The following is a 25,891-nucleotide window of genomic DNA, read 5'->3' as shown; positions in this document are numbered from 1 at the left end:
TCACCAGATGAGGCAATTGTTCCTGCTCCGCCACGGCAAGTCGAGTTGGGACAATCCGGCGCTCCCTGACTTCTCGCGGCCACTGGCCATGCGCGGGAGGAAGGCCGCGCGACGCATCGGCAAGGAAATGGCGAGCCGGGGCTGGGTGCCGGACCTGGCGATCGTCTCGGCGGCGATACGCACCCGCCAGACCTGGGAATGCGTCGTTTCGCAATGGCCGAAGAATTCTTGCGTTTTCGAGTTCTCCGATTCAATTTACGAGGCGCAGCCTGAGCGGATACTGGCCGAGATCCGCAAGACCGGAAGCGCTACCCAGTCGCTTCTGGTGATCGGCCACAACCCCGGACTGGAGATGCTGGCCATGCAACTGGCGTCGGCAACTTCGGAAGCGACGGCGCTGCGGACGATGTCGCGAAAATTTCCGACCGCGGCGCTGGCTCGTTTCCAGACGGCGGAGAGGTGGGCAAACCTGAACGCCGGCTCAGCCGAACTGACGCATTTCCTGCGCCCCAAGGATTTCGAGTGATCTTGCCTGTGCGCTAGGCCGCCGCCCTCACCCATACCTTGTTGTCATGAACCGGCGCGCCGCCATAGGGAGCTGGCGCATCCGACCCGGTGAGCACGTTGATGCCCTCGCCGCGTTCATGCGCGCCGTTCGGCCAGATGCCTTCGGCGATGACGACGCCCCGCCTGACGCCGTCGAACAGCTTGGCGTGAAGGACGACTTCGCCGCGCCTGTTGCCGATCTCGACGCGATCGCCGTCCGACAGACCGAACAGTGCGGCGTCCTCGGAGTGGATGAGCAGTTGCGGCCGCCCCTCCTTGGCCTTCGACACCGGCGTTTCGGTGAAGCTCGAATTTAGGAAGTTGCGCGCCGGCGAGGTGGCCAGCCGAAACGGATGCTCCTCGTCCGCGACCTCGATCAGATCGACATGGTCGGGAAATTCAGGCAGGCGCTCATGCGGACCGAACACGCCCATTGAACGTGGCGGCCTGTTGGGAGCGGACTGCCCCGTCCAATTCGGCTTGAACCGAAACTTCTTGTCCGCGTGGCCGAAGCCGTTGAGGAAATGCGCATCCTCGAAGGCCGGTTGCAGATCGGTCCACTTCTCTTCCCGAAAGGTGGCGAAAGTGCCCAATCCCCGCTTGGAAAGGATAACGTCGATATGCTCGCGCTCGGTCATACCGAAGCCGGGCCGGTCCGCAACGCCGAGGCGCTTGGCCAATTCCTCGATGACGAAGTGATTGGTGCGTGGGCCGGGCGGCGGATCGACAAGCTTGGGACCAAGCGTGAGGTGCTGGTTGCCGCCGCCCTTGTAGATGTCGTCATGCTCGAGGAACATGGTGGCGGGCAGGACGACATCGGCAAGCTGGGCCGTGTCGGTCATGAACTGCTCATGCACGCACATGAAAAGGTCGTCGCGCAGCATGCCTCGCCTGACCAGCCGCTGCTCCGGCGCGACATTGGCCGGATTGGTGTTCTGGATCAGCATGGCCGTGACCGGGGGCCCGCCATAGAGCGCGTCGGCGGCACCGGTCAGAACCGGGCCGATGCGCGAATGGTCGAGGTGGCGGATGCCGGGGTCGCGCATGCGCGTTCCTTCCAGCAATTCCGTGTTGAGCTTGTAGATGCCGGAATTGGCGTGGAACGCACCACCGCCCTCATACTTCCAACAACCTGTAACGGCGGCGATGCAGGATGCGGCGTGCATGTTGACCGAGCCGTTGCGCTGCCGCGAAAACCCGTAGCCGAGGCGGAAAAAGGTGCGCTTGGTCGTGCCGACCAGCCGTGCGAAGGAGACGATCTCCTCAACCGACAGACCGGTAATCGCCGATGCCCATTCCGGCGTGCGGGTGGCAAGATGCGCCTCGAGCCCCTTGGGGTCGTCGGTGTATTGCTCCAGATATGGCCGGTCGGCCATGCCTTCCCTGAACAGGACATGCATGACCGCGCAGGCAAGCGCGGCATCGGTGCCGGGCTTGACGATGAGGCCGACATCGGCCTGCTTCATGGTCGCGTTTTCGTAGACGTCGATGACCACGATCTTCGCGCCGCGTTCCTTGCGGGCCTTGATGGCGTGGGTCATCACGTTGACCTGCGTGACCACGGCGTTGGTGCCCCAGATGACGACGCAATCGGATTTGGCCATTTCACGCGGGTCGGGACCACGCAATGCGCCGGCACCCATCATCCAGCCGGTCCACGCCAGATTGGTGCAGATGGAACCGAAGAAACCGGAATACTTCTTGGCATGACGAAGCCGGTCGATCCCGTCACGCTGCACCAACCCCATGGTGCCGGCATAGAAATAGGGCCACACCGTTTCCGAGCCGTGCTTTGCTTCCGCCGCGTCGAACTTCTCGGCGACGAGGTCGAGAGCTGCTTCCCAGCTTGCTTCCTTCCAGCTTCCGTCGCCCTTGGCACCAGCGCGCACCAGCGGCTTCAAAAGACGGTCGGGATGATGGATGCGGTCGGCATAGCGCGCCACCTTGGCGCAGACGACGCCAGCGGTGTAGCTGTTGTCCTTCGATCCATGAATGCGCCCGATACGGTCAGGGCCAAGCAATTCAACGTCGAGTGCGCAAGTGGACGGACAGTCATGCGGGCAGGCCGAATGGCCCAACCGAAGTTTGATATGCTGGTTCATGCGCCACCGTATAGCGCCGTTCGGGGCAGCCTTGTAGGGGCAATAAGTTCAAGGCCTTGATCCTAAGCCCCCGCCGCGTGCTGCTGGAAGCCTTCGATTTCGCCACGCAGGAGATCGTGGAATGCCATCATTCCTGCGAACAGCAAGGCCTGCCGGCTGTCCATCTCGGCCGGGCAGAACCCACCTTGCGCATAGGCCTGGCAGCAACCGCCGGAACGGCATTCGCGACGCAGGCAGGTTTCGTGCTGGTCGAAAATGTCGGCGACCAGCTTGCGCGCCATGAAGGCGATGGCGCAGCGATAGGCGCTGTCGCGGGGTTGCCGCGCGGCTTTACTGGGAGCGACCATAGGTTTCTTGTTTCTCGATTTGCTGCCCATCGCGTTTCCTCTGGATACGGTTGCTTGTTCCCGCGACGCAAAACGCCCGGGTGGATGAAAGTCGGGAGGACGGGCGGCCGTTCGGTCGCTCGTTTAGTAAGTTAGTGCGGCCTTGCGGCCGCCCGTCCGGTGGCTTCCCTCAACCGATGCACCGGCCATGCCGCAGCTCCAGCCTCGATGGCCGACAACTGCGGGCAACACTGCGCCCGGTTCGAGGGCCGAACTTAGGGGTTCATCACCCAGCCGCCTACCGACGACGACCAGCCCGGCACCGCCGCCCTCTCCTGATCCCCGGTCCGGACCAGGTCTCCCGCGTAGGCGGTGAGCAGATTATGGGAGAGGTGCGAAGGGCGTGGATAAGTGAGGTGAAAGATTTTTACGGAAGTGAGTGGGAACAAGGGGTTGGACGAGGTGCGTGGATGGATTGATCCACAGTTCTGGGTCGCCGACGCACTGCCGCAATGTCACGGAATGGATCCCGGACATTCCTTTCTCGCTTCGCTCGAAAGCGAATTCCGGGATGACGAAGCGGAGAGGGTGTACCCCAACGCGCTTTTGGATCACGTCTGACTAGCCGGTCTTGCCCCCAATGAGACGAGACTTACACACCACGTCATCCCGGAAGCGAGGCGAACGAAGTGAAGACGATGCTGTCCGGGATCCATTCCGTGACATCGGACTAGAACCACAAATGGGTCGATCAACTTATCCAAGAGCTGCCGCAGGCCTACTCGGCGATGCCTTCTTCGTATTCAGCAGACATTTCCAGCCACTTTTCCTCATGGCGGCCAAGCTGGCCGGTGAGGTCTGACCGTTCCTTGGCAAGCCGTGTCGCGCCAACCGGGTCTTTCTCGTAAAGCGCCGGATCGGCAAGCTGGTCCTCTATCGCATCGACGCGCTTGCGCAGGCGGTCCATCAGCGCCTCGGTGGCGCGGATTTCCTTGGCCAGCGGCTCGAACGCGGCGCGGCGGGCGGCAGCTTCGCGACGCCTGTCGGCCTTGGACGCCTTTTCGGCTTCGCGCCGTTCGCGGCTGTTGGCGGAAACGCCGGTGACCAGCGTCTTGTAGTCGTCAAGATCGCCGTCATAGGGATTGACGGTGCCTTCCTTGACCAGCCAGAGGCGGTCGACGGTCGCTTCCAGCAAGTGACGGTCGTGCGAGATGACGATGACCGCGCCCGGAAACTCGTTCAGCGCATGGACCAGCGCCTCACGCGAATCAATGTCGAGGTGGTTGGTCGGCTCGTCGAGGATGAACAGGTTTGGCCCGTCGAAGGCGGCAAGGCCCATGAGAAGCCGCGCCTTTTCGCCGCCGGACAGGTCCTTCGCCACCGTGTTCATCTTTTCGGTGGCGAGGCCGAATTGGGCGACACGCGCCCTCACCTTCGATTCCGGCGCTTCCGGCATCAGCCGGCGCACATGCTCGTAGGCATTCTCATCCGGACGTAGATCGTCCAACTGATGCTGGGCAAAGATCGCGACCTTGAGGCCGGGTGCAACGGTCACGGTGCCGGCTTCAGCCTTCAGGCGGCCCGAAAGCAGCTTGGCGAAAGTGGACTTGCCGTTGCCGTTGGCACCAAGCAGGGCGATGCGGTCATCGGCATCGATGCGCAGCGTCATCTTCTTCAAAATCGGCGTACCCGGCTGGTAGCCGACATTGACGCCAGACAGCGCGACGATGGGCGACGCAACCGTCTTGACCGGTTCGGGGAACGAGAACGGGCGCACGCTGTCATCGACCAGCGCCGCAATCGGCTTCATCTTTTCCAGCGCCTTGATGCGCGACTGCGCCTGACGCGCCTTCGAAGCCTTGGCGCGGAAACGGTCGACGAAGGATTGCAGGTGCTTGCGGGCGGCTTCCTGTTTGACGCGGCCCTTTTCCTGAAGCTCGCGCTGCTCGGTCCACTGCCGTTCGAACTGGTCGTAGCCGCCGCGCCAGAAGGTGAGCTTCTTCTGGTCGAGATGGACGATGGAGTTGACGGCGCGGTTCAACAGGTCGCGGTCGTGCGAGATGAGCAGAACCGTGTGCGGATATTTCGCGACATAGTTCTCAAGCCACAGCGTGCCTTCGAGATCGAGATAGTTGGTCGGCTCGTCGAGCAGCAGGAGATCGGGCTCGGAAAACAGCACCGCCGCAAGTGCGACGCGCATGCGCCAGCCGCCGGAGAACGACGAAGCCGGACGCCGCTGGGCCTCATCGTCAAAGCCGAGGCCGGCGAGGATTGTGGCGGCGCGCGACTCCGCCGAATGCGCATCGATGTCGGCCAGACGGATATGGATCTCGGCGATGCGATTGGGATCGGTCGCTGTCTTTTCTTCTTCCAGAAGTGCTGCGCGCTCCTTGTCGGCCTTCAGCACGATCTCGATCAGCGGTTCTTCAGTGCCGGGTGCTTCCTGCGCGACCTGGCCGATGCGGGTGTTGCGCGGCAGGTCGATGGAGCCGGTCTCGGACGGGAAGTCGCCGGTGATGGCCTTGAACAGGGTTGTCTTGCCGGTGCCGTTGCGGCCGACGAGCCCCGCCTTCGCGCCGGCCGGCAGGGCCAGCGAGGCGTGGTCGAGAAGCAGGCGCCCGGCAATACGCAGCGAAAGATCGTTGATGGTCAGCATGGCCGCGCTTTTGGCCGAGCCTGAGCCGAAGTGCAAGCCCTGCCGGCATCAAAGCCTTTCGAGGCGGCGGATCAGGCGAACGCCCTGCCCTCTTCCGTGCGCTGGAAATAGATGAGGTCGAGCGACACCGAGGGGCGGCCAAGCACGGTCAGGATCATGTGCGCCTGCCCGCGATGATGGGTCTGGTGGTTGAACAGATGGCCGAGCGCCGGCGAAAGGCGCTGCGAGATGGTGCGCATGTCGGTGACGGTCATGTAGGAAAAGCGACCGGCCAGCGCCTTGTCCGACAGACCACCTACCCAATCGACGATGCGCTTGTCTTCCGTCTCGCGCGCGGCGCGCAGCGCCGGGAGCGCCTTGTGGATGATCGTGTCCAGCTTGGCAGGGGCATCGCCCTCACCGGTGAAGCGCTTCATCCAGATGCGGTCGGCAACGAGGATATGGTTGAGAGTGCCCATGAGCGAGCCGAAGAAAGCGCCGGTGTCGCGGCTGAACTCGTCTTCGCTGAGATCGGCGGCAGCATCATAGATGCGGCTGTTGGCCCACTGGTTGTAGGCCGCAAACATCATGAAGTGTCGTTTCATCTATCTTCCCGCCGCATATGCCCGCCGCGATGACGGTATCCAGCAACCCGTAGGCATCGCGGCTCCCCTTGGCAAGGGTGCGGGCGGCCTGTATAGAGCCGCCACCAATCAATCCAAAATCACAAGGACGACCAAATGGCGCTCGAACGCACCTTTTCGATGATCAAGCCGGATGCTACCCGGCGCAACCTGACCGGCGCCATCACCAAGATGCTGGAAGATGCCGGCCTGCGCGTCGTCGCATCGCGTCGCGTGTGGATGAGCCGCCGCGAGGCCGAAGGCTTCTACGCCGTGCACAAGGATCGCCCCTTCTTCGGCGAACTGGTGGAGTTCATGTCGTCTGCCCCGACCATCGTCCAGGTTCTGGAAGGCGAGAACGCCATTGCCAAGAACCGCGAAGTGATGGGCGCGACCAACCCGGCGCAGGCCGCGGAAGGCACCATCCGCAAGGTTCACGCGCTGTCGATCGGCGAAAACTCGGTGCACGGCTCGGATGCGCCCGAAACCGCCGCACAGGAAATCCGCTACTGGTTCTCCGACACCGAAGTCGTCGGCTGAATTTTTAAAAAGTCGCTAAATGCAAAAAACCCCCGGTCTCGACCGGGGGTTTTTCTTTGTCCTGGCAAAAGTGCCGGGCCTTACTCGGCAGCTTCCTTGATCTGGTTGCTGGACGCGCCGTGCAGCCTCTCGGCGATTTCGGCCACGCGCTTGCCCTGGAAGTGCGCGCCTTCGAGCTCCTGCGCCGAAGGCTGGCGCGAGCCGTCACCGTCACTGGTGGTGGTCATGCCGTAAGGCGCGCCGCCGCGCACAACGTCGTTGCCCATCTGGCCCTGGTAGGCATAGGACAGCGGCACGATGACCATGCCGTGGTGCTGGAGCGCGGCCTGCGTGGTGAGGAGCGCGAGCTCGGCGCCGCCGTGCTGGGTGGCGGTCGAAACCATGACCGAGCCGACCTTGTTGAGCAGCGCGCCGCGTGCCCAAAGCGGGCCGGTCTGGTCGAGGAAGTTCTTCATCTGGGCAGCGACCGCGCCGTAGCGGGTGGCCGAGCCGATGATGATGGCGTCGTAGTTCTCGAGTTCGGCAGGGGTAGCGATTTCCGCTTCCTGGTCGAGCTTGTAGTAGGCGGCCTTGGCGACATCCAGCGGCACCAGTTCGGGAACGCGCTTGATGGTCACGTCCGCACCGGCTTCGCGAGCGCCCTCGGCAGCGGCCTTGGCCATCTGCTCCATGTGGCCCCAGCTCGAATAATAAAGAACAAGTACCTTAGCCATTTCGATCTCCAAAGAATTCCGCGTTTCGGGCCATGCCCGTCATCGCTTATCTAGGCGAATGGCTGTTCATCGAAAGATACCCAGATGCAGACAGATCGTTCACTAATATAATATCTTTGCGATCAGCCGGGGCTCGCGCTATGTGACAGGCGTCCCGCCTTCTGCCCGGAGCCCGCCATGTCAGAAATCGTTACCGCCGCGATGCTGGTCATCGGCGATGAAATCCTCTCGGGCCGCACCAAGGACAAGAACATCGGCCACCTCGCCGACATCATGACGGCGGTCGGCATCGACCTGAAGGAAGTGCGCATCGTTCCAGACGAGGAAGACGAGATCGTCGCGGCGGTGAATGCCGTGCGCGCCCGCTACACCTATGTCTTCACCACGGGCGGGATCGGCCCGACGCATGACGACATCACCGCCGATTCAATCTCCAAGGCGTTCGGCGTGCCGTGCGAATACGACGCCAAGGCCTATGCGATGATGGAGGACAACTACCAGAAGCGCGGCGTCGAGTTCACCGAGGCACGCAAGCGCATGGCGCGCATGCCGCGCGGCGCGAGCCACATCGACAATCCCGTTTCGATGGCGCCCGGTTTCCGCATCGGTAACGTGCATGTGATGGCTGGCGTGCCGGCGATTTTCCAGGCGATGCTCGACAATGTTATGCCGACGCTGAAGACCGGGACGAAAATGCTGTCGGCAACGGTGCAGTGCCCGCATGGCGAGGGTCTGATCGGCGGGCCGCTGGGCGATATCCAGAAGCGGCATCCCGAGACCATCATCGGGTCTTATCCGAAATTCGGCGAAGGCAAGTTCTGGACTGAGCTGGTCGTGCGCGCGCGTTCGCAAGAAGCACTGGACGCGGCGCGCGTGGAGGTCGAAAATATGGTCGCAGGTTTTTCCAAGGCCGGCTGACGGCAGCCTGCGAGCTGGAACCTGGCTCGCGCTTGCCGCGTTTCCTGTCAGCCGTGTCGGCAACGACGCCAAGAGGAGGCCCGGACATGCGTTTCAAGACAATCGTCGCCGTTCTTCAAAGCGAACACGACGCGGAGCGCGTGCTTGATTGCGCCATTCCGCTGGCAAGCCGCTTCCAGGGACATCTGGTCGGCATCCATGCCGAAGCGATGCCCGTTCCCTATACGTCGGCAACCGGATTTCCCGATACGGAGTTCATCCAGGTATCGGCCGAGATGAACCGGGAGCGCACCCGCAAGCTGCACGACGCTTTCATCAAGCGCACCGAAGAGGCGGAGCTTTCTTACGAATGGCGCAGCCTCGAAAGCTTTTCCGGCGACAGCGCGCTGACCGGCATCGCAAGCGTCCGCTCGGCGGACCTGGTGATTGCCGCCCAGCGCGACATCGACGGCGACGAGGGCGCCGATGTCGACACGCTTGTCTATGAAGCCGGACGCCCGGTTCTGGTGGTGCCGCATTCCGGCGCGCTCGTAACCAGCTTCAAGCACATCTTGCTGGCATGGAACGGCTCGAAGGAGGCGGCGCGCGCTGCGTTCGATGCCATCCCGTTCATGGCCGAAGCCGAGAGAACGGACGTGCTGGTGATCGACCCACCCGACGTGCCCGAACATGACGCCCATGCGGCGGGCGCGGAAATAGCGGCGGCGTTGTCGCGGCACGATGTTTCCGTTCGCGTCTCGATCCAGAAATCCAACGGTACAGCCGTCGAGGAGATCATACAGGAGCGTCTGGCAGCGAGCGGAGCAGACTTGCTCGTGCTCGGCGCATACAGCCATTCATGGCTGCGCGAGCTGCTTTTCGGCGGCGTAACGCGCAGCGTATTGCGCTCGATCCCGGTGGCGGCGTTCCTGTCACGCTGACTGACGCCTCTCAATCCTTTTGCGACCTTGCCAAGCCTATCGATTTCCGGCTAATTCCGCCCGCATCCCAATGAACTGCGCGCCGAGGCGCGCTGCGGAGTGCGCCATCAATGTCCCTGCCCGAAAAAGCCTTCCCGGTCTCCTGGGATCAGTTCCACCGAGACGCGCGCGCGCTTGCCTGGCGGCTGTCCGGGGTGAACGCGCAGTGGAAGGCGATCGTCTGCATCACGCGCGGCGGCCTGGTGCCGGCGGCAATCATTTCGCGCGAACTTGGTATCCGCATCATCGAGACGGTGTGCGTCGCCTCCTACCACGACTACACCTCGCAGGGGCAATTGCAGGTCTTGAAGGAGGTCAGCCCGCCGCTGCTTGAGAACGATGGCGAGAACATCCTCATCATCGACGATCTGACCGATACCGGCAAAACAGCAGGCGTGGTGCGCGCAATGCTGCCCAAGGCGCATTTCGCGACCGTCTACGCCAAGCCGAAAGGCCGGCCGCTTGTCGATACCTTCGTGACCGAGGTGAGCCAGGACACCTGGATCTATTTCCCATGGGATATGGGCTTCACCTACCAGAAGCCGATAGCGGACGATCACGCCGGTTAGAGCATTCCCAGCCAACCCTGGAACGCTCTAATCCGAACTTCACCGCGCAACAATCGCGCATACTTCGAAAGGCGGCGAAGGCCGCCTTTTTGCTGTTGCGTGGCGGGCTTTTCCAGAAGCCACAAAATTTTTACTTTTATTACACGCAATTAGCCGTAGTCTTTATGAGACGGCAAACGATTCCTGAGCTTTTGGCGCTGTTTTCGCATGTTGATGGGGCCTCAAACACACGAACATCTGGCTGAACGAGTCCGCAAGCTCTTCGGCACCGTTCCCTTGCGGTTGCAGGTTGCCGCGCTGCCGTGGCGCGAGCAGGACGGTACCCTCGAAATCATGCTCATCACCAGCCGCGACACCGGCCGCTGGGTTCTGCCGAAGGGTTGGCCCGAGGCGCGCGAACCGCTGTGCAATGCTGCCGCGCGCGAGGCCGGAGAAGAGGCCGGGTTGACCGGCAGTATCTCGCCTATGGAAGCCGGCCGCTATTTCTACGCAAAAGCCCTGCCGTCCGGCGAGGAAGTGCCGTGCGAGGTGCTGGTGTTCCCGCTCAAGGTCGGCAGTGTCGCCGAGCGCTGGAAGGAAAAGCGGGCCCGCACGCGCCGCTGGGTCGCCTGCGCGGAAGCCGAACGCATGGTGGCGGAACCCGATCTTTCCCAGATCATCGCGTATTTCTGCGCGAACCGGGCCCAGTTCGCCGCCTAGCGCTTTTACGGCTCCATTACGGCTGGGTAGTCTGGCAAGCTTCGGCGAGTTGACCGACCACCTCGCCAATGCCTTCAAGATCGAAGTCGGCTTCACCGCGCCCGGACAACAGGCCAAACCGCCACGACAAGGCAAGCCTGTCCGCAGGAACGAGGCGGCCCACCGCCTGCGGGCCGCTTTTGATAAGCACCTTGCCACGGCGCGAAATCACCCAGCGCTCATCAATCGCCTGACTGTCGCCAATGGCAACGGATACGGTGACCGTCGAACCGGACGCCGTATCGTTGAGGCGCAGCCACTCGCTCCATTGTGGGTCGCCGCCGGTGCGGCAGGCAATGGTCAGCACCGGGCTATAGCTCAATGTGCCGCTGTTGTTGGTCAGCTTGTTGACGGCAGCGAGCGAGGCCGTGACCAGCCCGTCATCCATGTTGGAAAACCGCCAGCGATCCTGGCCGGCTTGCGCATATGCGCCGCCACCGCCTGCAAGAAGCAAAACGGCGGCGAAGGTCCCCCACTTGACCACAGCCCTACCCAACCCAGCTCTCCCCAGCGAGATATCGCACTTCGCGATAGGTATGCCCCAGCTTCTATCAGAACAATATTGACGGCCTGACAACGAAAAAGGCCGCCCTGAGGCGGCCTTCTTAACGATTTGGAAATCCGATTACTCGGCGTCCTTGGCGGCTTTCTTCTTCGGAGCCGCCTTTTTCTTCGGCTCTTCGGCTTCGCCGGCAGCCTCGTCCTTGGCCTTCTTGGAAGCAGCCTTCTTGGCCGGCTTGGCCTTGGCGTCGTCCTCGTCGTCCTCGGCCATCAGCTCATCCTTGCTCACCTTCTTGTCGGTGACGGAAATCTGGCCAAGCAGGTGGTCAACCACCTTTTCCTCGAACATCGGCGCGCGGAGCGTGTTCAGCGCTTCCGGATTGCTGCGGTAGAATTCGAAAACTTCCTGCTGCTGGTTTGCCGGGAAGCGGCGCACCTGCTCGAACAGGCCGCGCTGCAACTCATCGTCGGAAACGACCACGCCGGCCTTCTCGCCGATCTCGGCCAGCACGAGGCCAAGGCGCACGCGACGCTCGGCAAGGCGCCTGTATTCGGCGGTGGCCTCTTCTTCCGTGGTCTCTTCGTCGGCAAAAGTGCGGCCGGCAGCCTGGAGATCGCGGTTGACCTGGTTCCAGATGTTGGTGAACTCGGCCTCGACGAGCTTCGAGGGAGATTCAAAGGTGTAGGACGAATCGAGCTGGTCGAGAAGCTGACGCTTGACCTTCTGGCGCGTCATCGAGCCGAACTGGCTCTCAATCTGGCCACGCACGATTTCCTTCAGGCGCTCAAGCGATTCAAGGCCGAGAGCCTTGGCGGTCTCGTCATTGACTTCGAGGTCGCCGGGCTTGGCCACTTCCTTGACGATGACGTCGAAGGTGGCTTCCTTGCCGGCCAGATGAGCGGCCTGGTAGTTCTCGGGGAACGTGACGACGACCTGCTTCTCGTCGCCAGCCTTGGAGCCGATGAGCTGGTCTTCGAAGCCGGGAATGAACTCCTTGGAGCCCAGCACCAGCGGTTGGTCGTTGCCTGCACCGCCGCCAAAAGCCTCGCCGTCGATCTTGCCGACATAGTCGATGGTGACGCGGTCGCCTTCGGCGGCCTTGCCGGTCTTGGGTTCGAAGGTGCGCGCCGATTCCGCGACCCGCTTGACCTGTTCATCGATCTCGGCTTCCGGCACGTCGTAAACGGGGCGCGTAACCTTGATGTCGGTGAAGTCCTTGATCTCGATCGCCGGGATGACTTCATAGTTGAGGCGGAATTCGAAATCCGCGCCGCCGGCGAGGATCTTTTCGGCTTCCTTCTCGTCTTCGGTCATGATGACTTCAGGCTGCATCGCTGCCTTTTCGCCACGGCCGGTGATGATGGTGCGCGACTCGTTCAGGATCTCGTTGACGACTTCGGCCATGAAGGACTTGCCGTAGACCTTGCGCAGGTGCTGGACCGGAACCTTGCCGGGGCGGAAGCCGTTGATGCGGACCTTGCCCCTGGCGTCTGACAACCGGGCAGCCAACTTGGCTTCCATGTCTGTTGCCGGCACGACGACCTTGATTTCGCGCTTGAGGCCGGAGTTGAGCGTTTCGGTGACCTGCATCATCAAACCTTTGTTTTCACCAATAAGGCTGCCAACGGGCTTCTGCCGTTTACAGCCTGCCGGTATATTTGTGCCGGGGATGGCTACGGTGCGGGACTCGGACAAATTGACCGCAAGGCGGTCCAATCAGCCAAATACGCTCCAAAAATGTGAATAAGTCTTTGTTTTTCCTACTTCTTATCACATTCCACAGAAGCGGATCGTCGCGTCCCGTCACATTCGACCCGCCTTTTGTCACAGGCGAGCCCAATTTTCAACCATCTTCGCGCGCTATCGGCGGGCCATCTTGGCCTCGACATTGACAGAATGATGACTACATGGGATTTGCGCTTCGTCGTGCGGATGTGGCGGAATTGGTAGACGCCCTGGATTTAGGTTCCAGTGCCGAAAGGCGTGGGGGTTCGAGTCCCTTCATCCGCACCAATTTTCTGTCTCACGGCAGTTCGCTGCGCTCACACCTCCGACAGGGCGGCCTGACGGCCGACGGGCAGTCGCCCTTGCGAACCCTGCGGGTTCGGGGATGCTTCTCTCCAAGCGCGGCATCTCTGTCTCACGGCAGTTCGCTGCGCTCACGCCTCCGACGGGGCGGCCTGATGGCCGACGGGCAGTCGCCCTTGCGAACCCTGCAGGTTCGAGGATGCTTTTCTCCAAGCGCGGCATTTCTGTCTCACGGCAGTTCGCTGCGCTCACGCCTCCGACGGGGCGGCCTGACGGCCGACGGGCGGTCGCCCTTGCGAACCCTGTGGGTTCGGGGATGTTTCGCCTGATCGGCGCGAACTAGTATAGCGGCTCTTCGAACAGCATCTGGTCGCCGTCCATCAGGGCCTTGATCTGCGGCACGCCATCTTTAGAGACAGCAGCGCGGATGCCGAACGGCCTCACCCGCATGTCGCGTTCGATGGCAAGGCCCTCGCCTTCCGGCAGATAGAACCGCTCGATGCCATAGTCTGGCGCGATGGTGGTGTCGCCGCTCAACGTCCAGCCGGCGGCGATGTGGCCAATGATATCGACCTCGTCGGCACCGGCGGGAGATGTCGGCTTGGCCAGCCAGGCCGAGGCGGCGCGCCAATAGCCATCGGCGTCCTTCTTCAGCCGAACGGTGATCTGCCCTTCGTCATTGGTCTGCTTGCCCGCAGGAATGTCTGCGATGAGCTTCACCGGAATGCGGGAAATGTCATAGCTGAGATAGATATAGTCGCCGCGCAAGAGGTCGCGCGGATCGACCGGCTCGACCTTGAGCAGGACTTCCTGCCCGTCGCGCAGCACGGCGGCGCGGCCCGCAATCATCCAGCTCAGGAAGCCGATCTGTACCAGCGCAAGCGCCAGTGCGGAGAAGATGAGTGCTCTCCCGTTCTTCACGACGCGGCCTCCCCGTCCACAGGATGGGACATGCGCTTTTCAATGCGGATGATGGCAAAGGCGAGGACGCCGAGGACGAGTGCGGCGAGCAGGAAGAAGCCCGCCGTGCCCAGCATCGTTTCCATCGTCACCGCATAGATGAGGCAAAGCTCGAAGGCGAAACCGAGATAGGCCATCCACCTGAGACCCCGGCTTTGCCTGCCGGCCAAAACGATTGCCGCGGCGATGCCGGCCAAGGTGACGGCCGCGGCGATGGCGAAACCGCCCGTGTCCGCAAGCTGGAACTGGACAAGCGCCATGCCGGTGAGGAACCCGATCAGGCCGTGCAAGGGAAGCCGCCCGCCAAGCTTGACGATGGCATCGGCGGCGGCGGGCGCAATGACGGCAGCGGCAAAGGCCGCCGCGGACACCAGCGCGAGCAGGACGGCAACGACGAGGAGATTGTCGTCTATGGCCAGTCCGACGACGTAGAAGATGAGCGACAGCACGAGCAAATGGCGCGCCGCATAGCTGCGGGTCCAGTAGGAGACGGCGAACAGGCCGGCGGCGATGACGACGAAGAGATGGGGAATCTCGCCGCTGCTGAACAGCCGGAAGCCGCCGACAAGCTTCATGGCGAGCCATGCATCGGCAATGCCGACGGCTGCCACTGTGAGCGGCCCCGAACGCAAGGCAAGCGCCGCGAGCGCCGTGCCGGCACACCAGGTCAGCATTGCCGAGGATTCGTCGCCGGAGAAGTGGTACATCTGGCCGATCAGCGCAATCGATCCGCCGAAGGCTGCGGCAGCAACGATCCACAGCGCCTCGCCGATGGCGCTGTAGCCGCGCGCCCTGACCAGTGCGCCGCCGACATAACCGCCCAGGATGATGGCAAACAGCGCGCCGACCCTGGCAAGGCGCGGGATGGCCTCCCAGTTGGCCGCGACGAAGATCAGGATGGCCGCCCCGAGCAGCAGCGCCGCCATCATAGCGAGGATGGAGCCGAAGCTCAGCGAACGGCGCTCATTGGCCTCGACGTCGCGGGCGAGCGCATCGGCGGTCATGCCGTCGATGAGGCCAGCCTCGAGCCACCTTGCAATGTCCTGCTTTACCTTCGTCGAATGGCTCGCCATGCGCCTTTTTCCACAAAATCAGTCGTATTGTTAAGTGGGTGGTTCAAACCATTGACGTTAAGAACTTTTTTGATTCCGGCAGTTTTGTGTCAGAGGCATGATTGCGGCGAAATGTTGCAATGCACAATTTGCAATGCTGCCATGCACAGGCGTCTCTTTTAAATCGATATGGGTCGGCCTATTTATGCCTCGTACAGAACGACGGAAATGATCCGCAACAAAGACGAAACGAGCAATACCATGAACCTGATCCGCAACTACCGCAACTGGCGCCGCTACCGGGAAACCGTTTCCGAGCTGAACCGCCTGACCAACCGTGAACTGAACGACCTCGGCATCAGCCGCAGCGACATCCACTTCGTCGCGCGCAAGTCGGTCTGATCTAATCGGGCCTCATCCGGCCCGAACGAATTTCTGGAAGTATGACAATGAACCTGATCCGCAACTACCGTAACTGGCGCGCTTACCGCGACACGGTCAATGAACTGGGTCGCTTGTCGAACCGCCAGCTTGCAGATCTCGGCATCGTGCGTGACGAGATCAAGACCATCGCCCGCAAGGCGCTCTAACCAAGGAATTTTGCCGGGATCGACCTCCTCCCCGACCTGGCAAATAAGGTCAGCCGCTCCTCCTCCCAAGGCTGACCCCCAAAACGACACCCGCCGGATCCTCCCCCGGCGGGTGTTGTCGTTTCAGGCGTCAGTTCCCGGAAATGCGGGACAGGCCGTGTTGATTGCATTCGGCAAGGCAAAGGACTATTGCGACGCGCATGAGCATGAAGCCCGTTCACATCATCGGCGGCGGTTTGGCCGGATCGGAAGCAGCCTGGCAGGTCGCGCAGGCGGGCGTGCCGGTGGTGCTGCACGAGATGCGGCCCGTTCGCGGCACCGACGCCCACAAGACCGAGGGCCTTGCGGAGCTTGTCTGTTCCAACTCATTCCGCTCCGACGATGCCGAGACCAACGCGGTTGGCCTGCTTCACGCCGAAATGCGGCTGGCGGGCTCGCTGATCATTTCCTCCGGCGACGCGCACCAGGTGCCGGCAGGCGGTGCGCTGGCCGTGGACCGCGATGGCTTCTCGCAAGCCGTGACGGCGAAGCTCGAGGCGCATCCACTGGTGACGATCGTGCGCGAGGAAGTCGCTGGCCTGCCACCTGAAGAATGGGATCAGGCCATTGTCGCCACCGGCCCATTGACCGCGCCGGACCTGGCGAAGTCCATTGCCGAGGCAACGGGCGCGGATGCGCTGGCGTTTTTCGATGCGATCGCGCCGATCATCCATTTCGACACGGTTGATATGGACGTGGCATGGTTCCAGTCCCGCTACGACAAGGTCGGACCGGGCGGCACTGGCAAGGACTATATCAATTGCCCGATGGACAAGGCGCAGTATGACGCCTTCGTGCAGGCCTTGCTCGACGGCGGCAAGACCGAGTTCAAGCAGTGGGAAGGCACGCCCTATTTCGACGGCTGCCTGCCGATCGAGGTGATGTCGGAACGCGGCCCGGAAACGCTGCGTCACGGCCCGATGAAGCCGATGGGCCTGACCAACGCCCACAACCCGACGGTGAAGGCTTATGCCGTCGTGCAGTTGCGGCAGGACAATGCGCTGGGCACGCTCTACAACATGGTCGGTTTCCAGACCAAGCTGAAGCATGCCGAGCAGGTTCGCATCTTCCGCACCATTCCCGGACTTGAGAACGCCGAATTCGCGCGACTGGGCGGGCTGCACCGCAACACCTACATCAATTCGCCGACGCTGCTTGACGGCTCGCTTCAATTGAAGAGCCGCAAGGGCTTGCGCTTTGCCGGCCAGATCACCGGCTGCGAGGGCTATGTCGAAAGCGCGGCTGTCGGCCTGCTGGCAGGGCGCTTCGCGGCAGCGGAGCGGCTGGGACAGCCGATCTCGGTTCCGCCGGTAACGACCGCGTTCGGCGCACTGCTCAACCACATCACCGGCGGCCACATCGTCTCGGAAGACGAACCGGGCAAGCGCTCGTTCCAGCCGATGAACGTCAATTTCGGCCTGTTTCCACCGATGGAAGCGCCGAAGGTCGACGGCAAGCGGCTACGCGGCAAGGAAAAGACCGTTGCCAAGAAGCGCGCCATGACTGCGCGCGCATTAGCCGACTGCCGCCAGTGGCTCGGCCTTGCGGCAACTGCCGAAGCGGCAGAGTAGCTTTCTTACCGTCTACCAGCCATGCATCGCCCGACGCCAAAGCAGCCAATGGCGGCGAGCAAGAGAAAGCTTGATGCCGCCCGTCATCAGCGCGCGCTGATTGCCCGACATCCTTGAAAGAAACGCTCCCGTCAGCGCAAGCGGCAGGAAAGCGGGGCGCAGCGAGGCAGGCAGGTTAGCGGCGCCACTCTCGAACGCCGCCAGATGCTCGCGCGCCAGCGCGATCATGGCGTCGATGGCATGAAGCGCGCCCTGCCCGCCATCGCCGGAAAGAAGCTCCTGCGGCGAGGAACCAACCGCAGCCAGGATTTCGGCTGGAACATAGCACTGGCCCCGCGCGCGATGGATCGGCAGCAGCAGGAGAAGGCCAACTATCGCCTGTGCGCAGCCTGCCCTGCCCGCCAGCTCCGCAAAGCGCGGCGCTTCCGCCGGATCGAGAACCATGGCGGCAAGCTGGATCAGAGCCGAGGCGGTCTCGCCGCAATAGCCTTCCAGATCCGTGCGCGACGGCATCGGATCGTTGTAGAGATCGAAGATGCGCGCTTCCAGATAGTTGTCGAAGGCGGACAGCGGCAGGGAATATTGGCTGATCGCCGGCTTCAGCGCATCGGCTATCGGCTGGCCCGTCTCGGTCTCGCCACCCGGCGCGCCAAGCGTGTCGCGCCACCACTGCAAGCGGACCTCACCCGGCAGGGCTTCGCGTATGCGGTCGCGCACCGTAGCGATTTCGGCATTGAAGGCATAAAGGGCAAACAGCGCGTCCCGCTTATCCTGCGGCGCATAGAGGACGGAGAGGTGACGGTCATGATCGGCGCGGCGCACCGTATCCATGATGAACTGTGAGGTCCCGCCCATAACAGGTCAGTCTACCGCAATGAGCGCGGCAGCCACGGCGCGATCCTCGGCGAGCAGAACGTTATAGGTTCGCACGGCGGCGCCGGTGGACATAGGATCGGACGAAATGCCCGCCTGCTTCAGCGATGCCCGCAACTGCGCGGGCAAAGGACGCAAATCAGCACCCATGCCGACGAGCAGTATCTCGATATTCCCCGCCTCGGCAAAGAGCTTGCCGAAATCCTCGCTGGTCAGTGCCTGCCGGTCAGCGGGCTCCCAGCCATAGATTCCCGACGGCAGGCAAAGGATCGAGCCACGGTGGGACATATCGGCGAAGCGGAAGCCCCCATTGCCGTACGCCTCAATCGGCGCACGGCCCGGGAAGTGTGCTTCGCGAATGACAATGCCCCGTGCCATTTCGATCGACGCTCAATGCGACCCCGGTCCGGACAAAGCCGGTCAGGCCTTCGACGCCGGAGCAGGAGCAGAGAGCTTGTTCTTCTTTGACCCTGTCTCCTCGCCGAACGTCTCAGGCCGAAGCTTGAATAGGATCAGCATCGGTCCGGCGATAAACACCGACGAGTAAGTGCCGACAAAAACGCCGATGATGATGGCGAAGACGAAGGACGAGATGACCTCGCCGCCGTAGAAATACAGCGCAAACAGGGCCAGCAAGACCGTCAAGCCAGTCAAGATCGTGCGCGACATCGTATGGTTCAACGCGATGTTGATGATGTCTTCGATCGGCATTTTCTTGTACTTGCGCAGCATTTCTCGGATGCGGTCGTAGATGACGACGGTATCGTTGATCGAATAACCGATAACGGTAAGGATCGCGGCAACGCTGGACAGATTGAATTCAAGCCCCAGCGCCACATAGACGCCGACGATCATGATGACGTCGTGCGCCGTGGAAACAATCGCGCCGACGCCGAATTGCCACTCGAAGCGGAACCAGACGTAGATCAGCAGCGCGACCATGGACAACACGACACCGATCAACCCCGTGGTTGCAAGCTCGCTGGATACAGTTGGGCCGACGATTTCGACGCGCCGGAAGTCGTAGTCGTTTTGAAACTCCGACCTGACCTTGTCGACGGTCGATTGCTCGGCGTTGTCACCCGCTTCCTGCGCCCCGACACGGACCATGAGGTCGCCCTCATTGCCGAATTCCTGGACCTGAACGTCACCGACATTGAGCTCCTCCAATCGGGAGCGCACGTCAGCGGCATCGGCAACGCGGGACTTGGCCTGCATTTCGATCATGGAGCCGCCACGGAAGTCGACGCCATAGTTGAAGTCGGTGACAAACATCATGCCGATGACGGCGAGCGACAGAAGCCCCGACACCGCGAAGCCGATGTTGCGGTAGCGCATGAACGGGAAGGACGGTTCCAGCGGCAGATAGTGGACCAGACCCTTGGGGAACTCGGTTGGCTTGTTGCGCCTGACCCAGAAGGCGACCAGCCAACGCGTCAACGTAAAGGCCGTGAAGACGGTGGTGATGATGCCGATGCCGAGCGTGACGGCAAAGCCCTTGACCGGACCGGTTCCCATATAGAACAGGATGACCGCGACGATGAAGGTCGTCATGTTGGCGTCAACGACTGTCGCCAAGGCCTGTTTGAAGCCTTGATCGAAGGACTGGACGATCGAGCGCCCTTGCGCTCGCTCCTCACGTACGCGTTCGAAAATGATGACGTTCGAATCGACCGCCATGCCCATTGTCAGCACGATGCCGGCAATGCCGGGCAGCGTCAGCGTCGCCCCGAGCATGGTCAAAACAGCCACGATAAGCCCGACGTTCGCCGCCAGAGCAATATTGGCGATCAAGCCGAGCTTGCCGTAGACGAGCAGCATGCAGCCGACCACGAGGACGGCGCCGATGGCCGAAGCCAACTTGCCGGCGCTGATGGAGTCAGCACCGAGGCTCGGGCCGACGGTACGCTCTTCGACGATGGTCAAGTTCGCCGGCAATGCACCTGCGCGCAGCAGGACGGCAAGGTCATTGGCGCTCTGCGGCGTGAAGCTGCCGGAAATCTGGCCCGAACCGCCAAGGATCGGCTCGTTGATACGCGGCGCCGATATGACCTGGTTGTCGAGAATGATGGCAAACAGCTTGCCGGTGTTCTGCTGGGTGGCCTGGCCGAAGCGTGCCGCACCCTTGGAATCGAAGCGGAACGAAACGACAGGCTCGTTGGTGCGGGAATCGAAGGTTGCCTGTGCATCGACGAGGTTTTCACCCGAGACGATCACGCGGTTTTCGATCAGATAGGGAACCGGCGGATCATCCTTGGAATACATCACCGTGGAGCCTGCCGGCGGACGACCTTCAATCGCCTCCTGGACCGGCACCGACTGGTCGACCATCTGGAAGGTCAGCTTGGCGGTCTGGCCGAGAATATCCTTGAGGCGCTGCGGATCCTGCAAGCCCGGCACCTGGACCAGAATGCGGTCATCGCCCTGGCGCTGGACGATCGGCTCGGTCGTGCCGAGCTCGTTGACGCGGCGGCCGACGACTTCGATCGACTGGCTGAGCGCCGTTGACGAACGGTAACGCACGCCCTCGTCCGTGATGGTGAAGCGGAGCAGGCCGGGTTCCGGCTCGTCCATGGCCATTTCGGTGACGCTGCCGCTGCCGAACATGCTGGACGACACGGGCTGCGTCAGTGTTTTCAGCGCTTCCTTGGCCGCATCGACCTGGCCTGTGTCGCGGATGCGGACCTGAACCACCCTGCCGCTGCCGGTCAGGCCGGTATAGCCGACCTTTGCGTCACGCAATTGATTCCGGATCTCGTCGCGCGCACTTTCAAGCTGGGCCTTGATAAGATCATTGGTGTCGATCTTGAGCAGGATGTGCGACCCGCCCTGAAGATCGAGGCCAAGCGTCATCTGCTTCTTCGGCAGCCAGTTGGGCATGGCTGACAACAGGCTCTGCGGATACATGTTGGGCAAAGAGAATAAAACGCCCAGCAGGACGACGGCCCAGATCGAAATCGTCTTCCAGCGCGAAAAATACAGCATATGTCGAGAACCTGTTGGCGAGCAGGCGGCATTCCGCCTGCAATACGGTTATTTCTTGGCGTTCTGGTTCGCCACCGGTTCGCCCTTGACACGCACCTCGGAAATGGTCGCGCGCAGTGCGGTGACTTTCATTCCACCGAGATCGACTTCCAGTTCGTTGTCGTCGATGACCTTGGTGACCTTGCCGACGAAGCCACCGCCGGTGACGACGGTATCGCCGCGGCGGATCGCGGTCAGCATCTCGGCGCGCTTCTTCATCTGCGTGCGCTGCGGGCGGATGATGAGGAAGTACATTACCACGAAAATCAGAACGAACGGCAGTATGCTGATAAACATGTCGGGAGAAGCGCCCACGCCTTGGGCGTATGCCGGGGTAACGAACATCAAAAGCTCCTGAGCCGCGAGGAAAGCCGTTATCCGGCCTGAAATTTGGCCGGAATATAGTCGGTAAAGCGGCCATTGCAACCGCACCCGATGCCGAATCCGGCGCTTTTCCAGTCCGTTGACGCATGTTAGAGCGTTTCAGGGCCAGCTGGAAACATTCTGCCGGTGAGGGTTTGGGACAAGGTCGAGGACTTCGGCGAAGAGCGCACTGGTGGTGCGGTCGAGACGAAGGCCGATGGATTTGGCCCAAACCGGCCCGGCAGAATGTTTCCAGCTGGCCCTGAAACGCTCTAAACGCTCGTGCGCCAGCAAAGCGAAAGATCAAGCAACGAAATGACCGACCCTATCGACGCCCTGAACACCAAACTCGATCTGTTGATCGCAGCGATCAACCAACTGGCGCCGGTGCGCCCCCCCAAGACCGACCTCGCCGCAGCCGACTGTTTCGTGTGGCAGGCAAATCCCGGCTTCCTCGAGCCCGTCCACAGCGTCAACCGGGTGGAGATCGACCTGATCCGCGGCGTTGACCGGGTGCGCGACATACTTGTGGAGAACACCGAACGCTTCGCCTCCGGTTTCCCGGCCAACAACGTGTTGCTGTGGGGCGCGCGCGGCATGGGCAAGTCCTCGCTGGTCAAGGCATCGCACGCCGCGATCAACGCATCCGGCAAGTTCGAGCGCCCGTTGAAGCTGATCGAAATCCACCGAGAGGACATCGACACGCTGCCGATGCTGCTGTCGATCCTCAAGGCTTCGGCCTATCGCTTCATCCTGTTTTGCGACGACCTGTCGTTCGACCACGACGACACCTCCTACAAATCGCTGAAGGCAGCGCTTGAAGGCGGCGTCGAAGGCCGGCCCCACAATGTCATCTTCTATGCGACGTCGAACCGCCGGCATCTTCTGCCGCGCGACATGATCGACAACGAGCGCTCCACCGCCATCAACCCGTCGGAAGCGGTGGAGGAAAAGGTCTCGCTGTCGGACCGTTTCGGCCTGTGGCTCGGCTTCCACAAGTGCTCGCAGGACGACTATCTCGACATGGTCAATGGCTATGCCTGCCACTACGGGCTGGATGTCGAGCCGGAAACGCTGCGCGCCGAGGCGCTCGAATGGGCGACAACGCGCGGCAGCCGTTCGGGCCGCGTGGCGTGGCAATTCACGCAGGACCTTGCAGGACGGCTGGGCAAATCGCTCAACGGCTAAAGCGTATCGCGATCTTTCAGATTCGCTTCACGCGCTTTAGCTCTTGGATTTCACGCATGTCCTTATCCCAAAACCGGTTCCCACTTTTAGGAGACATGCGCTGAAGCTGAAATGCCCGCCCCGTCACAGCCATTCATGGCCGGATGGAGCGGGCAAGCGACGGGGCAGACTGGAGGTCAGGCTGCCCGCAATCGTTTGTCGTGGCTTATTCGAGATAGGTCGAGGGATCGACCGGCGCGGAGTTCTTGCGGATCTCGAAGTGCAGCTTCGGCGATGTCGCGTTGCCGCTCATGCCCGAAAGCGCGATGTCGTCGCCGCGCTTGACCTTCTGGCCGCGGGTGACCGACAACTCGCTGGCGTTGCCGTAGACCGTGACGAGCCCGTTGTCGTGGCGCACCAGCACTGTGTTGCCGAATTCCTTCAAGCCGTTGCCGGCATAGATGACGACGCCGTTCTCGGCAGCCTTGATCGGCGTGCCCTTCGGCACGGAGATGTCGATGCCGTCGCCGCCCTGGCCGCCGCCGAAGCCTGAAATCACCCTGCCCCGGACCGGCCAGCGCATCTTGCCGATGCCGGTCGAATCAGGCGCTGCGGCGCCGTCGTCCTGCGCCTGCTGGATGACCTTGTCGGCCTTCTTGGGCGGCGTGTAGGTGGCAAGCGTCTGGGTTGCCGGCGCTGCAGGCGGGGTCGAAGCGGTCTTGACCGGATCGAGCGCAACCGGCTTTGCCGCGGCGACAGTGGTTGTTGCGGCGGGAGCGCCTGCACCGGAAAGCGAAAGCTTCTGGCCGACGCGGATCAGGCCGTCCTGCATGCCGTTGGCCTGCTTCAGAGCGGTTACGCTGACGCCGGTCTTGCGGGCGATGGACGACAGCGTGTCGCCCTGCTGCACGACGTAGGTGCCGGAAGCGGACGCGGCCGCCACCTTCTTCGTGTTGGGATCGTTGGCGGTCGACGCATCGACCGATGCGGGCGCCTTGCCGTCCTTGACCTTGGGCTGCTGCGGCAGGACTGCGACCGTCTGCGTTTGCTGCTTGGCAGGTGCCGGCGCTTTCTGGTCGGCGAGACGAGCATCGGGCTGCGCCGCCTTGAATGGCTTTTCGGCAACCTGCTTGACCGGCTTCACGGTGCCGGTCGTGGTCTGGTCGAGCCTCGGCGCCGGAGCTGACGCCGTCTGCATGGGAGCCGGAGCGGGTTGGGAAGGCTGAGCCTGGGCCACCGGCGGAAGCGGTTGCGCGGAAACCGGCTGAAGCGCGGTGCGGCCGACCGAGCCGGAGCTGTAGCCGCCGCTGGTCATCGGGGCTGGCTGGGCAACATTGTCGCCGGGATATTGCTGATCGTTCTGGCCACTAAAGACCGGGCGCTGGTCGGTCGTGGAGGCGGTGGTGATGCCATCCAGACCATCGGAGAAGCGCGCGACCTGCGAACTGCACCCGGACGCCGCTGCAGCGACCACGAGAACGGCGCAACCTCGCGCCAGATTGCGTCCATTAGCCTTCAAAACACTGAACTGCATCTTACTGACCCGCACAGACCCGGAACAAACTACGCAGAATTAAAGCGCGTTAATGTTACCGGTCAGTTAAGCCGTTAGATTCAGCCACAAATTTTCTTAAATATTTCGGTCAGATGACGGCAGCGACGCCGGGCAGTATCGGCTGGAGCCGCACAATGCCGATGTCTTCGCGCTCGAAGCGGCTGCCGACCTTGGTCAGTTTCGCCACTACCTGTTCGCCCTCTTCCGGCCCGATCGGCGCGATGACAACGCCGCCGCTCGACAACTGGTCGAGGAGGAAACGCGGCAGACTTTCGAAGGCGGCCCATACCACAATGCGGTCGAAGGGACCTTCGTTCGGCAGACCGTGCGATCCGTCGGCATGGCGGACGATGACGTTGGTGATGCCGAGCGCTTCGAAGCGCTGGCGGGCTTGCTCGGCAAGCGTCTTGTAGCGCTCGACGCTGACCACGCGCGCCGCAAGACGTGACAGGACGGCCGCCGTATAGCCTGAGCCGGTGCCGATCTCGAGCACGCGGTGGCCGGGCTCCACTGCCATTGCGGCGATGACGGCGGCCTGGATGTCGGCTCCTTCGATGGCCTCGCCGCATTCGATGGGCAACATGCGGTCGGTCCAGGCGATGTTGCCGAACTGCGCGGCCATGAAGCCCCGGCGCGGCGTCGCCTCGATGGCTGCGATCAACGCCTTGGGAACGGCCCCCTTGCCACGCAGGCGTAACAGGAATGCGGCAAATCCCTCGCGGTCGTCCCCGGTCATGCAAGCGCCTTGGTGAGTTGATCCCGAATTTCGTATGCCGTCAGGTCTAGCTGTAGAGGCGTCACCGAGACAAGCCGGTTGCGCATGGCGTGAATGTCGGTGCCGAGCTTGCCTTCCGCCGGCTCGCGCCCGAAGCGCAGCCAATAATAGGGCAGCCCTCGCCCGTCCCGGCGCTCATCGACCCAGAGGCTGTGCACCACCTTGCCTTGCGAGGTGACGACGGTGCCTTCGACATCATCGGGAGCGCAGTTCGGAAAATTGACGTTGAGCAGGACGCCGTTCGACAGCGGAACGGAAACGAGCTTCTTCAAAAGCGCGGGAGCCAGCGCCTCGGCGGTTGCGTAAGGAACGACGCGGTCTTCCCCGGCGTAGCTGTAGGCCTGGCTGATGGCGATGGAGCGGATGCCGAGCAACGCGCCTTCCATCGCCCCGGCAACCGTGCCTGAATAGGTCACGTCATCGGCAATGTTGGCGCCGGAATTGATGCCGGACAGGATGAGGTCTGGCAGATCAGGCAGGATCTTGCGGGCACCCATGATGACGCAATCGGTCGGCGTGCCGCGAACGGCGAAGTGCTTCTCGCCGATCTTGCGCAGGCGCAGCGGATCCGAAATCGACAGCGAATGCGCATAGCCCGACTGGTCGTTCTCTGGCGCGACCACCCAGACATCGTCGGACAGCGTGCGCGCAACGCGCTCAAGCGATCCAAGCCCTTCCGCGTGGATGCCGTCATCGTTGGTGAGCAGGATGCGCATCAGGCTT

Annotated in this window: 26 protein-coding genes and 1 tRNA gene; 11 read left to right on the top strand and 16 right to left on the bottom strand. The window is 62.4% G+C overall.

Going from position 1 to position 25,891, the window contains the following annotated elements; genetic code table 11:
- Positions 1 to 7 precede the first annotated feature (7 nt).
- Entirely contained in the window at positions 8 to 526 is a 519-nt protein-coding gene (locus ACODTY_RS03135) for a SixA phosphatase family protein (RefSeq protein ID WP_488992824.1), read from the top strand.
- A gap of 13 nt (positions 527 to 539) precedes the next feature.
- Here the strand turns inward: ACODTY_RS03135 and ACODTY_RS03130 are convergent, their stop codons facing one another.
- The 4 genes from ACODTY_RS03130 to ACODTY_RS03115 form a co-directional block, all read right to left on the bottom strand.
- Positions 540 to 2,648, bottom strand: a complete 2,109-nt coding sequence (locus tag ACODTY_RS03130) for a molybdopterin-containing oxidoreductase family protein (RefSeq protein WP_488992823.1) — start codon at positions 2,646 to 2,648, stop codon at positions 540 to 542.
- Positions 2,649 to 2,710: 62 nt separating this feature from the next.
- On the bottom strand, positions 2,711 to 2,995 hold the full coding sequence (locus ACODTY_RS03125) for a hypothetical protein (RefSeq protein ID WP_488992822.1): 285 nt from the start codon (positions 2,993 to 2,995) through the stop codon (positions 2,711 to 2,713).
- 757 nt (positions 2,996 to 3,752) lie between these two features.
- Positions 3,753 to 5,630, bottom strand: coding sequence for an ABC-F family ATP-binding cassette domain-containing protein (locus tag ACODTY_RS03120; protein WP_488992821.1), 1,878 nt, complete (start codon positions 5,628 to 5,630; stop codon positions 3,753 to 3,755).
- A gap of 71 nt (positions 5,631 to 5,701) precedes the next feature.
- Positions 5,702 to 6,214: a DinB family protein gene (locus ACODTY_RS03115; protein ID WP_488992820.1), complete on the bottom strand. Its 513-nt coding sequence runs from the start codon at positions 6,212 to 6,214 to the stop codon at positions 5,702 to 5,704.
- 135 nt (positions 6,215 to 6,349) lie between these two features.
- Between ACODTY_RS03115 and ndk the strand changes: the two genes are divergently transcribed.
- Positions 6,350 to 6,772 (top strand): nucleoside-diphosphate kinase, encoded by a 423-nt coding sequence (gene ndk, locus ACODTY_RS03110; RefSeq protein ID WP_056242473.1) that lies wholly within the window; start codon positions 6,350 to 6,352, stop codon positions 6,770 to 6,772.
- Positions 6,773 to 6,852: 80 nt separating this feature from the next.
- Here ndk and wrbA read toward each other — a convergent pair whose 3' ends face one another.
- Entirely contained in the window at positions 6,853 to 7,485 is a 633-nt protein-coding gene (wrbA, locus tag ACODTY_RS03105; protein WP_488992819.1) for an NAD(P)H:quinone oxidoreductase type IV, read from the bottom strand.
- A gap of 177 nt (positions 7,486 to 7,662) precedes the next feature.
- Between wrbA and ACODTY_RS03100 the strand changes: the two genes are divergently transcribed.
- From ACODTY_RS03100 to ACODTY_RS03085, 4 genes are all read left to right on the top strand, one after another.
- Complete coding sequence (locus ACODTY_RS03100; RefSeq protein ID WP_488992818.1) at positions 7,663 to 8,403, top strand: competence/damage-inducible protein A; 741 nt, start codon at positions 7,663 to 7,665, stop codon at positions 8,401 to 8,403.
- 86 nt (positions 8,404 to 8,489) lie between these two features.
- A complete protein-coding gene (locus ACODTY_RS03095) occupies positions 8,490 to 9,323 on the top strand; it encodes a universal stress protein (protein WP_488992817.1) in 834 nt (277 codons plus the stop codon).
- 110 nt (positions 9,324 to 9,433) lie between these two features.
- Positions 9,434 to 9,931 carry a xanthine phosphoribosyltransferase gene (gene gpt, locus ACODTY_RS03090; protein ID WP_488992816.1) on the top strand — a complete coding sequence of 166 codons (498 nt, stop codon included), beginning with the start codon at positions 9,434 to 9,436 and terminating at the stop codon, positions 9,929 to 9,931.
- Positions 9,932 to 10,138: 207 nt separating this feature from the next.
- Positions 10,139 to 10,630 (top strand): NUDIX hydrolase, encoded by a 492-nt coding sequence (locus ACODTY_RS03085; protein WP_488992815.1) that lies wholly within the window; start codon positions 10,139 to 10,141, stop codon positions 10,628 to 10,630.
- A 16-nt stretch (positions 10,631 to 10,646) separates the two neighbouring features.
- Here ACODTY_RS03085 and ACODTY_RS03080 read toward each other — a convergent pair whose 3' ends face one another.
- Positions 10,647 to 11,165: a hypothetical protein gene (locus tag ACODTY_RS03080; protein WP_488992814.1), complete on the bottom strand. Its 519-nt coding sequence runs from the start codon at positions 11,163 to 11,165 to the stop codon at positions 10,647 to 10,649.
- Between the two features lie 129 nt (positions 11,166 to 11,294).
- Positions 11,295 to 12,761, bottom strand: coding sequence for a trigger factor (gene tig, locus ACODTY_RS03075; RefSeq protein ID WP_488992926.1), 1,467 nt, complete (start codon positions 12,759 to 12,761; stop codon positions 11,295 to 11,297).
- Positions 12,762 to 13,099: 338 nt separating this feature from the next.
- Here tig and ACODTY_RS03070 point away from each other — a divergent pair.
- A tRNA-Leu gene (locus tag ACODTY_RS03070) sits at positions 13,100 to 13,184 on the top strand.
- A 354-nt stretch (positions 13,185 to 13,538) separates the two neighbouring features.
- Here the strand turns inward: ACODTY_RS03070 and ACODTY_RS03065 are convergent.
- Both ACODTY_RS03065 and ACODTY_RS03060 read right to left on the bottom strand, forming a co-directional pair.
- Positions 13,539 to 14,120: a GDYXXLXY domain-containing protein gene (locus ACODTY_RS03065; RefSeq protein ID WP_488992813.1), complete on the bottom strand. Its 582-nt coding sequence runs from the start codon at positions 14,118 to 14,120 to the stop codon at positions 13,539 to 13,541.
- Positions 14,117 to 15,232 (bottom strand): DUF2157 domain-containing protein, encoded by a 1,116-nt coding sequence (locus ACODTY_RS03060; protein WP_488992812.1) that lies wholly within the window; start codon positions 15,230 to 15,232, stop codon positions 14,117 to 14,119. Before ACODTY_RS03060 ends, ACODTY_RS03065 begins: the two co-directional genes overlap by 4 nt.
- A gap of 240 nt (positions 15,233 to 15,472) precedes the next feature.
- Here ACODTY_RS03060 and ACODTY_RS03055 point away from each other — a divergent pair, with 240 nt between their 5' ends.
- From ACODTY_RS03055 to trmFO, 3 genes are all read left to right on the top strand, one after another.
- Positions 15,473 to 15,613, top strand: coding sequence for a DUF1127 domain-containing protein (locus tag ACODTY_RS03055; protein ID WP_082549671.1), 141 nt, complete (start codon positions 15,473 to 15,475; stop codon positions 15,611 to 15,613).
- Positions 15,614 to 15,660: 47 nt separating this feature from the next.
- Positions 15,661 to 15,801 (top strand): DUF1127 domain-containing protein, encoded by a 141-nt coding sequence (locus ACODTY_RS03050; protein ID WP_082549667.1) that lies wholly within the window; start codon positions 15,661 to 15,663, stop codon positions 15,799 to 15,801.
- A gap of 200 nt (positions 15,802 to 16,001) precedes the next feature.
- Positions 16,002 to 17,411: a methylenetetrahydrofolate--tRNA-(uracil(54)-C(5))-methyltransferase (FADH(2)-oxidizing) TrmFO gene (gene trmFO, locus ACODTY_RS03045; RefSeq protein ID WP_488992811.1), complete on the top strand. Its 1,410-nt coding sequence runs from the start codon at positions 16,002 to 16,004 to the stop codon at positions 17,409 to 17,411.
- A gap of 12 nt (positions 17,412 to 17,423) precedes the next feature.
- Here trmFO and ACODTY_RS03040 read toward each other — a convergent pair whose 3' ends face one another.
- From ACODTY_RS03040 to yajC, 4 genes are read right to left on the bottom strand one after another with little or no spacing between them, the layout of a single operon-like run.
- Complete coding sequence (locus ACODTY_RS03040) at positions 17,424 to 18,266, bottom strand: phytoene/squalene synthase family protein (RefSeq protein WP_488992810.1); 843 nt, start codon at positions 18,264 to 18,266, stop codon at positions 17,424 to 17,426.
- A 6-nt stretch (positions 18,267 to 18,272) separates the two neighbouring features.
- The gene (locus ACODTY_RS03035) at positions 18,273 to 18,662 is read right to left on the bottom strand and encodes an Mth938-like domain-containing protein (RefSeq protein WP_488992809.1); all 390 of its coding nucleotides are present in this window, start codon (positions 18,660 to 18,662) and stop codon (positions 18,273 to 18,275) included.
- 42 nt (positions 18,663 to 18,704) lie between these two features.
- Positions 18,705 to 21,269, bottom strand: a complete 2,565-nt coding sequence (gene secDF, locus ACODTY_RS03030) for a protein translocase subunit SecDF (protein WP_488992808.1) — start codon at positions 21,267 to 21,269, stop codon at positions 18,705 to 18,707.
- Positions 21,270 to 21,317: 48 nt separating this feature from the next.
- Positions 21,318 to 21,653, bottom strand: coding sequence for a preprotein translocase subunit YajC (yajC, locus tag ACODTY_RS03025; RefSeq protein ID WP_488992807.1), 336 nt, complete (start codon positions 21,651 to 21,653; stop codon positions 21,318 to 21,320).
- A 333-nt stretch (positions 21,654 to 21,986) separates the two neighbouring features.
- On the opposite strand from yajC, the gene ACODTY_RS03020 reads away from it, so the two are divergent.
- Positions 21,987 to 22,859 carry an ATP-binding protein gene (locus ACODTY_RS03020; protein WP_488992806.1) on the top strand — a complete coding sequence of 291 codons (873 nt, stop codon included), beginning with the start codon at positions 21,987 to 21,989 and terminating at the stop codon, positions 22,857 to 22,859.
- Between the two features lie 205 nt (positions 22,860 to 23,064).
- Here ACODTY_RS03020 and ACODTY_RS03015 read toward each other — a convergent pair whose 3' ends face one another.
- The 3 genes from ACODTY_RS03015 to surE all read right to left on the bottom strand — a co-directional run bounded on the left by ACODTY_RS03015 (position 23,065) and on the right by surE (position 25,884).
- A complete protein-coding gene (locus ACODTY_RS03015) occupies positions 23,065 to 24,372 on the bottom strand; it encodes a peptidoglycan DD-metalloendopeptidase family protein (RefSeq protein WP_488992805.1) in 1,308 nt (435 codons plus the stop codon).
- A gap of 109 nt (positions 24,373 to 24,481) precedes the next feature.
- Positions 24,482 to 25,129 carry a protein-L-isoaspartate(D-aspartate) O-methyltransferase gene (locus tag ACODTY_RS03010; protein WP_488992804.1) on the bottom strand — a complete coding sequence of 216 codons (648 nt, stop codon included), beginning with the start codon at positions 25,127 to 25,129 and terminating at the stop codon, positions 24,482 to 24,484.
- Positions 25,126 to 25,884: a 5'/3'-nucleotidase SurE gene (gene surE / locus ACODTY_RS03005; protein WP_488992803.1), complete on the bottom strand. Its 759-nt coding sequence runs from the start codon at positions 25,882 to 25,884 to the stop codon at positions 25,126 to 25,128. Before surE ends, ACODTY_RS03010 begins: the two co-directional genes overlap by 4 nt.
- Positions 25,885 to 25,891 lie beyond the last annotated feature (7 nt).

This window comes from Mesorhizobium sp. FG116, assembly GCF_057809835.1.
The sequence above is the reverse complement of the archived record's forward strand: the minus strand, read 5'-3'. Positions and strand labels throughout refer to the sequence as shown.

Coding starts and splice junctions, on each gene's coding strand:
- ACODTY_RS03040 (WP_488992810.1), bottom strand. CDS start 18,266: ATGGGCGGGACCTCACAGTTCATCATGGATACGGTGCGCCGCGCCGAT.
- yajC (WP_488992807.1), bottom strand. CDS start 21,653: ATGTTCGTTACCCCGGCATACGCCCAAGGCGTGGGCGCTTCTCCCGAC.
- ACODTY_RS03100 (WP_488992818.1), top strand. CDS start 7,663: ATGTCAGAAATCGTTACCGCCGCGATGCTGGTCATCGGCGATGAAATC.
- ACODTY_RS03020 (WP_488992806.1), top strand. CDS start 21,987: ATGACCGACCCTATCGACGCCCTGAACACCAAACTCGATCTGTTGATC.
- ACODTY_RS03010 (WP_488992804.1), bottom strand. CDS start 25,129: ATGACCGGGGACGACCGCGAGGGATTTGCCGCATTCCTGTTACGCCTG.
- gpt (WP_488992816.1), top strand. CDS start 9,434: ATGTCCCTGCCCGAAAAAGCCTTCCCGGTCTCCTGGGATCAGTTCCAC.
- tig (WP_488992926.1), bottom strand. CDS start 12,761: ATGCAGGTCACCGAAACGCTCAACTCCGGCCTCAAGCGCGAAATCAAG.
- ACODTY_RS03050 (WP_082549667.1), top strand. CDS start 15,661: ATGAACCTGATCCGCAACTACCGTAACTGGCGCGCTTACCGCGACACG.
- ACODTY_RS03055 (WP_082549671.1), top strand. CDS start 15,473: ATGAACCTGATCCGCAACTACCGCAACTGGCGCCGCTACCGGGAAACC.
- wrbA (WP_488992819.1), bottom strand. CDS start 7,485: ATGGCTAAGGTACTTGTTCTTTATTATTCGAGCTGGGGCCACATGGAG.
- ndk (WP_056242473.1), top strand. CDS start 6,350: ATGGCGCTCGAACGCACCTTTTCGATGATCAAGCCGGATGCTACCCGG.
- surE (WP_488992803.1), bottom strand. CDS start 25,884: ATGCGCATCCTGCTCACCAACGATGACGGCATCCACGCGGAAGGGCTT.
- ACODTY_RS03115 (WP_488992820.1), bottom strand. CDS start 6,214: ATGAAACGACACTTCATGATGTTTGCGGCCTACAACCAGTGGGCCAAC.
- secDF (WP_488992808.1), bottom strand. CDS start 21,269: ATGCTGTATTTTTCGCGCTGGAAGACGATTTCGATCTGGGCCGTCGTC.
- ACODTY_RS03085 (WP_488992815.1), top strand. CDS start 10,139: ATGTTGATGGGGCCTCAAACACACGAACATCTGGCTGAACGAGTCCGC.
- ACODTY_RS03060 (WP_488992812.1), bottom strand. CDS start 15,232: ATGGCGAGCCATTCGACGAAGGTAAAGCAGGACATTGCAAGGTGGCTC.
- ACODTY_RS03095 (WP_488992817.1), top strand. CDS start 8,490: ATGCGTTTCAAGACAATCGTCGCCGTTCTTCAAAGCGAACACGACGCG.
- ACODTY_RS03125 (WP_488992822.1), bottom strand. CDS start 2,995: ATGGTCGCTCCCAGTAAAGCCGCGCGGCAACCCCGCGACAGCGCCTAT.
- ACODTY_RS03015 (WP_488992805.1), bottom strand. CDS start 24,372: ATGCAGTTCAGTGTTTTGAAGGCTAATGGACGCAATCTGGCGCGAGGT.
- ACODTY_RS03135 (WP_488992824.1), top strand. CDS start 8: ATGAGGCAATTGTTCCTGCTCCGCCACGGCAAGTCGAGTTGGGACAAT.
- trmFO (WP_488992811.1), top strand. CDS start 16,002: ATGAGCATGAAGCCCGTTCACATCATCGGCGGCGGTTTGGCCGGATCG.
- ACODTY_RS03035 (WP_488992809.1), bottom strand. CDS start 18,662: ATGGCACGGGGCATTGTCATTCGCGAAGCACACTTCCCGGGCCGTGCG.
- ACODTY_RS03130 (WP_488992823.1), bottom strand. CDS start 2,648: ATGAACCAGCATATCAAACTTCGGTTGGGCCATTCGGCCTGCCCGCAT.
- ACODTY_RS03120 (WP_488992821.1), bottom strand. CDS start 5,630: ATGCTGACCATCAACGATCTTTCGCTGCGTATTGCCGGGCGCCTGCTT.